At 36.4% G+C, this 11,716-nt stretch carries 9 protein-coding genes; 3 read left to right on the top strand and 6 right to left on the bottom strand.

Features of this window, described 5'->3' with window-relative positions:
- Positions 1-8 precede the first annotated feature (8 nt).
- On the bottom strand, positions 9-1,736 hold the full coding sequence (locus M9892_04300; GenBank protein MCO5253572.1) for a Na+:solute symporter: 1,728 nt from the start codon (positions 1,734-1,736) through the stop codon (positions 9-11).
- 97 nt (positions 1,737-1,833) lie between these two features.
- Here M9892_04300 and M9892_04295 point away from each other — a divergent pair, with 97 nt between their 5' ends.
- The 3 genes from M9892_04295 to recN all read left to right on the top strand — a co-directional run bounded on the left by M9892_04295 (position 1,834) and on the right by recN (position 5,468).
- Entirely contained in the window at positions 1,834-2,730 is an 897-nt protein-coding gene (locus M9892_04295) for a hypothetical protein (GenBank protein ID MCO5253571.1), read from the top strand.
- 90 nt (positions 2,731-2,820) lie between these two features.
- Positions 2,821-3,792, top strand: a complete 972-nt coding sequence (pfkA, locus tag M9892_04290) for a 6-phosphofructokinase (protein MCO5253570.1) — start codon at positions 2,821-2,823, stop codon at positions 3,790-3,792.
- A gap of 2 nt (positions 3,793-3,794) precedes the next feature.
- Entirely contained in the window at positions 3,795-5,468 is a 1,674-nt protein-coding gene (recN, locus tag M9892_04285) for a DNA repair protein RecN (protein ID MCO5253569.1), read from the top strand.
- On the opposite strand, the gene M9892_04280 is transcribed toward recN, so the two are convergent.
- From M9892_04280 to M9892_04260, 5 genes are all read right to left on the bottom strand, one after another.
- The gene (locus M9892_04280; GenBank protein MCO5253568.1) at positions 5,465-5,827 is read right to left on the bottom strand and encodes a T9SS type A sorting domain-containing protein; all 363 of its coding nucleotides are present in this window, start codon (positions 5,825-5,827) and stop codon (positions 5,465-5,467) included. The genes recN and M9892_04280 overlap by 4 nt on opposite strands.
- Positions 5,828-6,052: 225 nt before the next feature.
- On the bottom strand, positions 6,053-7,543 hold the full coding sequence (locus tag M9892_04275) for an NFACT RNA binding domain-containing protein (GenBank protein ID MCO5253567.1): 1,491 nt from the start codon (positions 7,541-7,543) through the stop codon (positions 6,053-6,055).
- A 37-nt stretch (positions 7,544-7,580) separates the two neighbouring features.
- A complete protein-coding gene (locus M9892_04270) occupies positions 7,581-7,763 on the bottom strand; it encodes a DUF4834 family protein (GenBank protein ID MCO5253566.1) in 183 nt (60 codons plus the stop codon).
- A gap of 2 nt (positions 7,764-7,765) precedes the next feature.
- Positions 7,766-10,591, bottom strand: a complete 2,826-nt coding sequence (gene carB, locus M9892_04265; GenBank protein ID MCO5253565.1) for a carbamoyl-phosphate synthase large subunit — start codon at positions 10,589-10,591, stop codon at positions 7,766-7,768.
- A 90-nt stretch (positions 10,592-10,681) separates the two neighbouring features.
- On the bottom strand, positions 10,682-11,599 hold the full coding sequence (locus M9892_04260) for a J domain-containing protein (protein ID MCO5253564.1): 918 nt from the start codon (positions 11,597-11,599) through the stop codon (positions 10,682-10,684).
- Positions 11,600-11,716 lie beyond the last annotated feature (117 nt).

Genomic DNA, 11,716 nt, shown 5'->3' with positions numbered 1-11,716 from the left:
TGCCAAAACTATTGAAAGAAACTTTTTCTGCCAAAAAACACCAAGCCGGTGGTTGATAACACGAGTACTATTGAGTAAATGATTGTTTCTTGAAGTGGTTTAAGCATAATGCTGCCAATGGTAAAAAGGAATGAATATGACATTATGACTGCAAAAAACCATGTGAGCACCAAATAATAAAATTCTTTTTTGTCTTTTGATTCAACTCTGAATTTTTTCCAACCTAATGGCGGTTGCACTCTTTCAAAAAAATTAGCAAGAGTTTGATTATCCTCAGGTTTGGTGAGAAAAGTAACAATTAACCACGCCACAGTTGTGAAACTGAATGTGATGAAAAATGTGTTGGGAAATTCAATTTTTACATTACCCGTATGATTGAGAATGGTAATTATAATCATGACCAAAAAAGGAGCAAAAGTTGCTGTAATTTCAGACCAGACATTAATCCGATGCCAAAACCAACGCAGAATTAAGACAGAGCCTAAACCTGCACCACATTCCATTAGGAAAATCCAAGCACCGGCAATAGAATTCATAAACAATGAAATAATACATGAGGCTACCATAAAAAAAAGAATAATCAATCGTCCATAACCTACCTTTTGCTTTTCGCTAAGATTTTTTTTAAGTGCAGGCAAAACATCATTTACCAAATAGCCGGAGCCCCAATTCAGATGTGTGCTTATAGTACTCATATATGCAGAGAAGAAAGCAGCCAGCATCAATCCCTTAATACCCTCCGGCATAAAATCTCTCATTGCCATAACATAACCTTCCTTGCCACTGCCCGGATACAACACAAATGCACAAAGAGCTACGATAATCCAAGGCCAGGGACGAATACACAAGTTAAGTACTTGAAAAAGAAAAACAGAAAGTCCGGCATCCTTTTGACTTTTTGTGCTCAAAATTCTTTGTGCTACATAGCCGCCTCCACCGGGTTCATTACCGGGATACCAAGTTGCCCACCATGCAAAACCTAAAAAAGTGATAAAAGATAATAAGGGTAATGAGGGGTTTGCACCATTGGATGTAAAATCAGGATAAAAGGATAGGGTTTCGGCAGGTATCTTTTCTTTGAGGCCTGATAGCCCGCCAATTTCGGGAGAACGTACCACTAGAAACGCCAGCACAATACAACCAATCATCGCAGTAATAAACTGAAAGTTATCAGAAATAATAACTCCTTTTAACCCGACATAAGTGCTGTATATGGCAATGAGCAACATCATGACAAAAGAAATAATCAATGATTGGGTCTCGTCAACATCAAAGAAGACTTTGAGAATACTTACAAAAGCAAGGTTTACCCAGCCCATGATAAATACATTGATAAACAAGCCCAAATAAGCAGACTTGAAGATTCTCAGCCCACGCGCATTTTTGCCTGAATATCGGAGTTCAATTAGTTCCGCTTCAGTCTTTACACCTGAGCGATACCAGAGTTTGGCAAAGAAAAAAGCAGTTAACATTCCACCAATTACAAAATTCCACCATTGCCAATTTCCTGCAATCCCATAACCCGCTACCATTTCTGTTACCGCCAAAGGAGTGTCCACTGCAAAGGTCGTTGCCACCATCGAAATACCGGCAGCAATCCACCCCATATTTCTACCACCCAGAAAAAAACTATCGTAATTTTTACCTGAACCTCGTCCATAGAAAATACCAATTCCTACCGTGCCGAGAATAACGGCTGCAATGAAAAGCCAGTCAATAATAGTAATGTCTTCCATATATTTATAAATTAATTTGGGGGTGAAAATTTCGTTTGTTGTTGTATAGGTAGAGTAAATATTTATCTTTGCAAACTAATCTAAATAGAAACATATTATGAAATTAAAGAAACTAACATTAATTGTTTTTGCGTTAGCAACCGCTGTTGCTTTTTCTGTATCCGGATGTAAAAAAGACAAAGACAACGGAAACGGCAATAATAACAATGGGGGTGGAGGAACTACAAACAATGGAAAAGGACCTAAGCTTGAATTTTACACAACCGGAACGGTGGGTGATTTGTATTGGACATATCAAAACAGAACACTGGATATAGGTGTAAAAATAAATATTGGAGTTAATATTACACACAGTAAGAAAGTTAAGAGCTTGCAAATAATCAGAGAAAATATTGCCGGGCCAAGTAAAGGCGTTAAAACCACTCTCTTTGATACAACTTTGAACGAAGCTTATCCTACAAAAACACTTGTTAAACAGCAGTTTAGAACGGATGGAGTTGTGGTTGCAGAGATTGCTGTTTTTACACTTAAAGCTACTGATGAAGATGGAAATATAACTGAAGTATCAGTTGAGGTAAGCCCAAGTATCAGTGTAGATCAAAGAACAGGCACTGTATGGGACAGAGACCAAGACAACGCTTTCGATTTAACTCATGCCGTGTCTGTGGATAAGTCGGTTGCAAAAGCCACACATGATATCGAATTAGCTAAATCAGGGAATGGATTTAAGTTTGTTTCAGGTAATGGAAGTAAATTTAAATTATACACCGGTTCTGCCGTTGGACTTGATAGATTTGGCAAGTACGAGGACATTGATAATGCTTGGACTACAAGTGGTGCAGAATTAACAGAAACTCCTCAGATACTTGAAGAATCTACTGAATACAAGTTTCTATTAATCAAATCTTCACAGAATCAAAGAGTATATATCATTCAAATATATATAGTTGAAACTGACCACGTTGAATTTGACTATTCAGGAGTGATAGAATAAGTAATATTTTAAGATAATAGAGAAGGCGGCTGTTGAGGTCGCCTTTTTTGTTTTTATGGGATTAGAATAAACAATATTTTTGTTGCAATTATGAAAATAATAGGAGTGCTTACAAGTGGAGGTGACGCGCCCGGTATGAACGCTTGTATTAGAGCCGTTGTCAGAACTGCTTGTGCTAAAGGAATTGAGGTATTAGGAGTGAAAGAAGGACTCCAAGGGTTGATTGAGAACAAAATTAATTTAATACAAACCCATGATGTAGCCAACATCATACAGCGAGGCGGTACTTTCCTCCAAAGTTCAAGAAGTGATGAGTTTAAAACCATAGAAGGAAGGAGAAAGGCTTTTCATAATATCCAAAATCATGGTATTGAAGGCTTAATTTGTATTGGAGGAGATGGTAGTTATACCGCCATGAAAGTGTTCAGCGAAGAATTTGGTATCCCTGCTGTTGGGTGTCCGGGGACTATTGACAATGACATTTATGGAACCGATTTTACTATAGGTTTTGATACGGCAATCAATACAGTTGTTGAAGCTGTTGATAAGATAAGAGATACAGCGGAATCGCATAACAATGTTTTTTTTGTAGAAGTGATGGGACGACATTCAGGACATATTGCTTTGTACTCAGGTATTTCAAGTGGAGCAGAATCCATTTTGTTGCCTGAAATTACGAATGATTATGAAGATTTTATAGCAAAGTTTAAGAATAAATCAAAACGCAAAAAGAGATTCTCCATTGTGATTGTGGCAGAAGGGGAGGAAGAGGGAAATGCGATTCAAATTGCGACCAAGTTTCAGGGTCAATTCCCTGACTTTACGTCTAAAGTAACTGTATTGGGACATATTCAGAGAGGAGGTTCGCCATCTGCAAACGATCGCATATTGGCTTCTCGCTTAGGTTCTGCCGCAGTAGAAGCATTGCTTAATAACAAAACTAATGTAGCATTAGGTATAGTAGATAACAAATTGATTTTTACAACATTTGCAGATGCAATCAGCATGAAAAAAGTATTTAATTTTGAATTTATGAAATTAGCTGAAACATTGAGTTTGTGAGTATGACTGTACTGAAAAAATTAACATATAAAAACTTTTTCCTTTTTAATCATTTGGATTTTGAACCCTCTACTGGGTTAAATATTATAACGGGAGAATCAGGGGCTGGCAAGTCTCTATTCTTGGAAGGAGTCAATCTGCTTATAGGAGCTAGGTTGGATAGTAGCCTTGTTGCCGGGCTTAAAGACAAAGCAATTTTAGAAGGCATTTTTGAAATAGGTGACAATATTGCTATAAGAGAATTTTTGCAAGAAAATGAATTAGATGTGAACTCAGAACTGATCATCAGACGTGAAATTGCCACTGCAGGCAAGAGCAGATGCTTTGTGAATGATACTCCTGTGAGTGTACAAATATTGAAAGAGTTAGGAGAAACATTGTGTGAGGTGCACAGTCAGCATGAAACTACTTTTATTAAATCCAATAGCTATCAGATTGACCTTTTAGATAATTATGCAAAGACTTTTGAAACTCGGATTGCATTTAAAGAAACATATAATGAGGTCAAGAAAACACAGACTATATTGGCTGAACTTAAGCAAAAGCAAGCGAATGCTGTCAAAGAACAGGATTTTCAAAAATACCTTTTGGATGAGCTAATCAAAGCAAATATTGCAGATATTGAAGAAGAAAAAGCATTGGAAGATGAGCAGAAAATATTGTCAAATGCCTCTGAAATTATGAATTTATCCGAAGCCATTGGTTATGGTGTTGACGGTGGTGAGCAGAGTGTAGAAAGTATGATTTCAGAAATTCGCAATCAGTTTAAGAGCCTTTCCCAGATTAGTCAAACATTTGCAGATGATTTCAAGCGTTTTGAGAGTGCTTGGTTAGAATTGAAAGAAGTAGCAAAGGATGTGGGTAGAAAGGGCGGGCGCATACAGGTTGACCCACAGAGACTGCTTGAAACAGAAGAAAGGTTGTCTTTATTTCAGAACTTGAAACGTAAACATAATGCAATGTCGTTACAAGAATTAATTGATATGAGGGATAGTTTGGAAAGTAATTTGCAGAATTTCGCCTCTCTCGAAACTGAAATAATGAATTATGAAAGTAAACTTCAAAAATTAGATTACAAGTTGCTGCAACTCGCTTCTGAACTTAGTTCGGGACGGAAAAAACATGCCGGAGAGTTAGCTTCCAAAGTTGTTGCTACATTGAAGGAACTTGAGATTCCTTCCGCGTCTTTTGAAATTCATATTGAATCATTAGATAGAAATAACTGGACAGTATTGGGAGGTGATAAAATAAGTTTCTTGTTTTCTGCAAATGCGGGTGTTGCTATGCAAAGTCTTGAAAATGTGGCTTCAGGTGGCGAATTGTCAAGATTGATGTTGAGTTTTAAGTCAATTTCTGATGGTGAAGATTACTTGACCATATTTGATGAAATTGATACAGGTGTGTCAGGTGAAACCGCCATGAAAGTAGGGAGCTTAATTAGTAAAATGGGGAAACACACACAAACTCTTGTCATTACACACCTTCCGCAGGTTGCTTCAAAGGGGGACAGTCATTTCTGTATTCACAAAATCACAGATAAAGAGAATTCAATGTCAGTATTAACAAAGCTTTCAGGTGAGAAAAGAATATTGGAAATAGCAAGGCTTTTAAGCGGAAAAACTCCCGGTGAAAAAGCAATTAAAAATGCCGAAGAATTGCTTGCAAAAAGCAATTAATTTCCTCTGACAATAATGCGTTGAGTAGATTGTTTGTGGCCTTTTGTCATACGCACAATATAAATACCACTGGGGATATTTTCCAAATCAATACGAAATCTACCATCTATCATTTTTTCAACCGTAAAATCTGTTTTACTTCCTATAAGGTTGACAATTTTTATGTCTAATTCATTGATTTCGGTTGGTTCCTGAATGGTAATGAAAAAATATCCTTCTTTGATTTCAGACGGATAAATCTTTGCTCTTAAATCTTCATTTGAAACTTGAGTTGGTTGCTGTGCAAAGGTTTTAGGGGTATACGCAACAAACATCAATGCAAATAAAATGAGAGTTTTATATAGTACTTTTTTTATCATAAGCTTTCACCAATTTAGGTTGCAAATTATATACCACAAAAATAAATACTTTTTTTTGTTACATTGCATAATGAATCTCCATTATTTTTTATCATTGAATATCGTTAATCATTCTACGTTTTGTAAACGTATTGATATTCATTTGGTTGCATCAATTCTATTATCTATAATAATGGACATTTGCCTTAATTTATTGGATAGTTTTGACATGTTTCAATCTGAAATTTATGAATCTGGCTTAATAGGCTTGACGATAACTGTTCTTTCTTTTTCGACAATAACTTGACCCGGTTTAAGGTGTTTGCCTTTCCTTACATATTTTCTTTCTGTAACAATTACGGGCAAAAGTGTCTGAGTTTTTCCTTTAGAAAACCATGCAGCCCAAGATGCAGCTTTTTGAATTACATCTTCAGGAATATTTTCTTTCTTATTATTTCTTTTAATAAAAACGTGCGAACCGGAATAATCTTTTGCGTGAAGCCACAAGTCATTTTTACCGGAATAATGTGTCAGAATTTCATCATTCGATTTGGCATTTTTTCCAATTCTAATGATGTATTTTCCCAGACAGTATTCGTGGTAAGGCATTTGTTCTGCTTGTTGTTCTTTTTTTATGTTCGTGCTGTATTTTTTAAGTTCTTTAAATGAAGTTGCAACTTGAATAACTTGGAGTTCTGATTGGAGCTGAGAGGTAAGCAATTTTAGAGACTGAATTTTGTTCAGAGCTATTTCAATCTCTTGTTGAATTCCGCGACTCTTTTTGTAAAGTTTTTCTGCATATTTGACCGGGTCTGAATGGTTGTCAGGTATGCTGATTAGGGTTCTGCCGCCCAAATAAAAATCATCTACTTCTGCTAGTTTTTTCCCTTGCTCAAACACATGTAAATTTGCCATAATCAGATCTGCAATTTCTTTTAATGAACGTGCATTTTTCAGGTGTTGCAAATGTTTTTGTGCTGCTGCCAAGGCTTTGGTTTTTCTCTTTAAATCACTTTCTCTTATTCGTATAAGGTTGGTCTTGAGTTCGATATTTCGATTTTCTGACAAATAAGCAATATAGTATTGTCTAAGAACATCAAATACGTTATTGTGTAATTTTTGTGTTGTAGGCATAATCTGATTGTTGATTAATTGCCAATTAAGGTGCATGTTGTTTAAGAATTCATAAAATTCTTCGGGTTTGTTGAACTGGGAGTTGGGATATAAATCTGCAATTTCTTTTGGAATAAATCTGAAGGAACTTAAGTAGGTATTTTGTTGAATATCTATACGTGTAGGTCCGACAATGTTTGGAAAAGCTCGTTTCATATCCGATACGATACTGAATTTGAAAATCTCCTTAGGTTGTTCCGGTATGATATCAAAGTACAATATGTTGGAGTGTCTGCCATAGAGCATGAAAACCAATTTTGAATTATCCTCAAATTCAAAATAAAAAATCCTTTCATATTGCATTGTCTTGATTGCGGTAACTTTCTTACCCCACAAAGTTCTAAAACGCGGTTTGGCATTTTTAACATTTGAGTGGACGTCTTCAAACAGAGCATACAGGCAGTTTCCTTCACAAAAAATTGACTGAATTGTGGTGTCATTTTCAAAGAGAAGATAAAGTTCTTCTTGTTTTATGCCCCAACAAGAGTTAAGCCTTATACCCACAATCGATGATTGTATAGATGTAACAAAATCGCGAATAAAGAAGTAGTTATGAATGAGCATTGAAGAAGGCAAGAATTGAAAGCAAAAATGAGGATTTTTATTTTATATCCTCATAATCGACATATTCGCCATCACTGTCATTACTCCTCTTGGGATTACCACCTGATGGCGGTTGAGCATTGTCGTTTTTGTTATTATCCTTGATGGTAAACATGTTTTTTACAAGTTTCCATCCAAAATATATAATCACTGCATAGAAAACGGTTCTTAATAATCCCATAATTAATGACTTAAATACATGCTCTTTTTCTTATCAAGTTCTCTGAAATAAGGGTCTTTCAGGTGTTTAATGAAATAGATTGACTCACCGGTAGATTTCATTTCAGGTCCTAACTCCATGTTTACGTTCGGGAATTTATTGAATGAAAAGACAGGCAGCTTAATTGCATATCCGTCCAAATCGTGTTTAATTGTAAAATCTTTCAGTTTATGAGTTCCCAACATGACTTTGGTAGCTACATTGATATATGGGTACTTGTAAGCTTTGCAAATAAAGGGCACTGTCCTGGATGCTCTTGGGTTTGCTTCAATTACATATACCTTTTCATTTTTGATTGCAAATTGGATATTGAGCAGCCCTTTTACTTTTAATGCATTTGCCAACTTAATTGCATAATCACGCATGTCTGTTTGCACTTGTTCCGAAAGACTATAACACGGTAGCACCGCACTTGAATCACCTGAATGAATTCCTGCCGGCTCAATATGTTCCATCATTCCAATAACCAAACTGTCTTCACCATCGCTGATAACATCGCATTCGGCTTCTTCGGCACGGTCAAGGAAATGGTCAATCAGGACTCTATTGCCGGGCAAATCACCCAAAAGATGAATTACTGCACTTTCAAGCTCTTCGTCATTAATTACGATTTTCATTCCTTGTCCGCCTAATACATAGGAAGGTCGCACCAAAACAGGATAGCCCACTTGATTGGCAATAGCAATGGCTTCGTCAGCTGTTTCTGAAACACCGTATTTAGGGTAGGGTATGTCAAGTTCTTTCAATAGGTCAGAAAAACGTCCTCTGTCTTCTGCCAGATCCATATCGTGAAATGAAGTTCCAATGATTTTAATACCTGATTCGTTGAGTTTTTCTGCCAGTTTCAATGCAGTTTGCCCACCTAATTGCACTATCACACCTTCGGGTTGTTCAAACTCAATGATTTCTTTAATATTTTCCCAAAATACAGGTTCAAAATAAAGTTTGTCCGCAGTATTAAAGTCGGTAGAAACTGTCTCTGGATTGCAGTTTATCATGATAGCTTCGTATCCCATTTCTTGGCAAGCATAAATCCCGTGAACACAAGAATAATCAAATTCAATTCCTTGACCAATGCGGTTTGGACCCGAACCTAAGATGATAACCTTCTTTTTATCTGATTTTACGCTGTCGTTAAAACCGCCTTCTTCAAAAGTAGAGTAGTAATAATTGGTGGGTGAAGTGAATTCAGCCGCACAAGTGTCCACCATCTTGAATACGCGTTTGATTCCCATTTGGTGTCGTTTAGCATATACCTCATCCTCAGTGCAGTTCTTTAGTAAATATGCTAATTGATAGTCAGAATAGCCTTTTTGTTTGGCTTCTAACATCATATCGTAAGGGATGTTTTCGAGTGTAAAACGTTTGATTTCTTTCTCAGTATCAACCAAGTCTTTGATTTGTTCAAGATACCAACGATCAATTTTAGTAATTTTATAAATCGTTGTCAAAGGTATCCCTAACGCAATTGCCTCTTTAATCAAGAAAAGTCTGTCCCAAGAAGGATTTTCAAGTCCATGCACAATTTTTTCCAAACTCATATTGTTCATGGTTCCGTCTGCACCTAGCCCAAATTTTCGAATTTCTAATGATTGACATGATTTTTGCAAGGCTTCTTGAAAATTTCTACCTATACCCATAACCTCTCCCACAGCTTTCATTTGCAGTCCGAGTGTAGTATCAGCGCCTTTAAATTTGTCAAAGTTCCAACGTGGGATTTTTACAATGACATAGTCCTGAACCGGCTCAAAAAAGGCAGAAGTAGTTTTTGTTACAGGGTTTTTGAGTTCATCCAAAGTGTATCCGATTGCCAATTTTGCAGCTATTTTTGCTATAGGATAGCCGGTTGCTTTAGATGCAAGTGCAGAGGAGCGGCTAACACGTGGGTTGATTTCGATAGCAATAATTTCTTCATTTTCGGGATTGAGTGCAAACTGAATATTACAGCCTCCGGCAAAATTACCGATACCTTTCAACATCTTGAAAGCGGTGTCTCTCATTTTTTGATAAGCAACTTCACTCAATGTCAAAGAAGGTGCGATAGTAATAGAGTCTCCGGTGTGGATGCCCATCGGATCGAAATTTTCAATTGTACAAACAACAATCATATTGTCTTTTGCATCTCGGAGCACTTCCAATTCATATTCAATCCAACCCAAAACCGCTTGCTCTACCAAAACTTCGTGTGTAGGAGAGGCTTCCAGACCGCGTTTAAGTGCATCATCTAATTCATCTTTGCTGTGCACAAACCCACCTCCATATCCACCCAATGTGTATGACGGTCTAATAACCAATGGAAATCCTACGCGTTGCGCAATGTCTTTTCCTTCCAGAAATGAGTTTGCTGTCTCGGCTTTGGCTATGCCAACGCCAAGTGTTATCATTAATTGTCTGAATTCTTCTCTGTCTTCTGTTTTATCAATAGCAGCTAAATCAACACCTATAATTTTGATGTCGTATTTTTCCCAAATCCCCAAATCTCCAGCTTCTTTACATAGGTTCAAAGCGGTTTGTCCGCCCATGGTGGGTAGGACTGCATCAATTCTAACTTCTTTTAAAATCTGCTCAATAGATTCAACCGTCAATGGCAACAAATAAATGTTGTCTGCTGTGCTTGGATCGGTCATTATGGTTGCCGGATTAGAGTTAATAAGTGTTACGGTGATTCCTTCTTCTCTAAGACTGCGCGAAGCCTGACTTCCGGAATAATCAAATTCACAAGCTTGACCAATGATAATGGGTCCAGAACCGATTATGAGAACTGACTTTATAGATTTATTTTTAGGCATTTAGAATTGTATTTTAAAATCGTGCAAAGTTACACAAACAAGTTTTTTTTATCTGCCTTGTTTATATCTTGTTGATGTTAGGCTGGAGGGTTAAATTTTAGGGTGTTTAGATACGTTCAAATCAATAAACTCAAGTCGTGAAATTTTTGGATTGTATTTAGAAACCCTCACAATTGGTTTTTTATGGATTGCATAATAAACAAGCGTGGCTTCGGGGTAATCGCTGCTTGATTTATAAATAATTTCGTTGTTGGCAATGTAAGAGTAGATGATTTTATTTTGTGAATAGCTGATTTTTAAAGGTTCAATTAATACACCGTAATGTGATAGATGGTATTGCTTTTTAATGATATTGAATCCGATAATGCTGATGGGTGCACAAATAATGATAATAATAAAAAAAGACGCTGATGTCTTTTCAAAAGGGTATTTTAATGATTTGCCGATATAGTTGCAGGCGCGCAGGTGAATGTATAAATGGTTGAAAAAGAAGAATGTTGAAATACCAAAAACAAAGAATCCGAGGATTATTTTGAAATAATCCATACCGGCTTCGTTGACAAACCAGTTGTTGAAAACATACAAATAGCCGGAAATGGCAGCCAGTACAAGAATAGAGTATCGGATTCTGTGATTGAGATACCTTTCTCTATTTTTAAATAAACGAAGAGCTTCTAACTTTGCATTTCGCAGATTGTTTTCAATCTTTTGTTTGACTTCGTCAACAGAAACAGAAGACTTTCTCCCGTATCTTTTTTCTTCTTCTTTGTTTTTTTTCTGCTCCTGCAAAATCCCATAAAGCAGTATGTCATATTTGATTTTTTCTTTAGGATTGCTGAGCAAATTATATCCCTTGGTCACTATCTTGAAATATTCCTCTGCACCGGGTTCTTGGGGCATTTTGTCCGGATGATATTGCAAAGCTATTTTATGATAAGCTGTCTGAATTTCTTTCGGACTTGCTTTCTCTGAAATATTTAATAGCTTATAATAATTATGAAAAGACAAAATGAAATAAGATTTACCTCGCAAAAGTAGTTGTAAAGCGTTATCAGGTTAGTTATTTAGGTGTCAAATATTCGGCAGATATATGATAAAATCAGGAGTTTATCTATCAGTTGACCA

The sequence above is a fragment of the Bacteroidota bacterium genome, assembly GCA_023957335.1.
Lineage (GTDB): Bacteria > Bacteroidota > Bacteroidia > NS11-12g > UBA955 > JALOAG01.
This window is presented reverse-complemented; position numbering and strand designations above follow the sequence as displayed.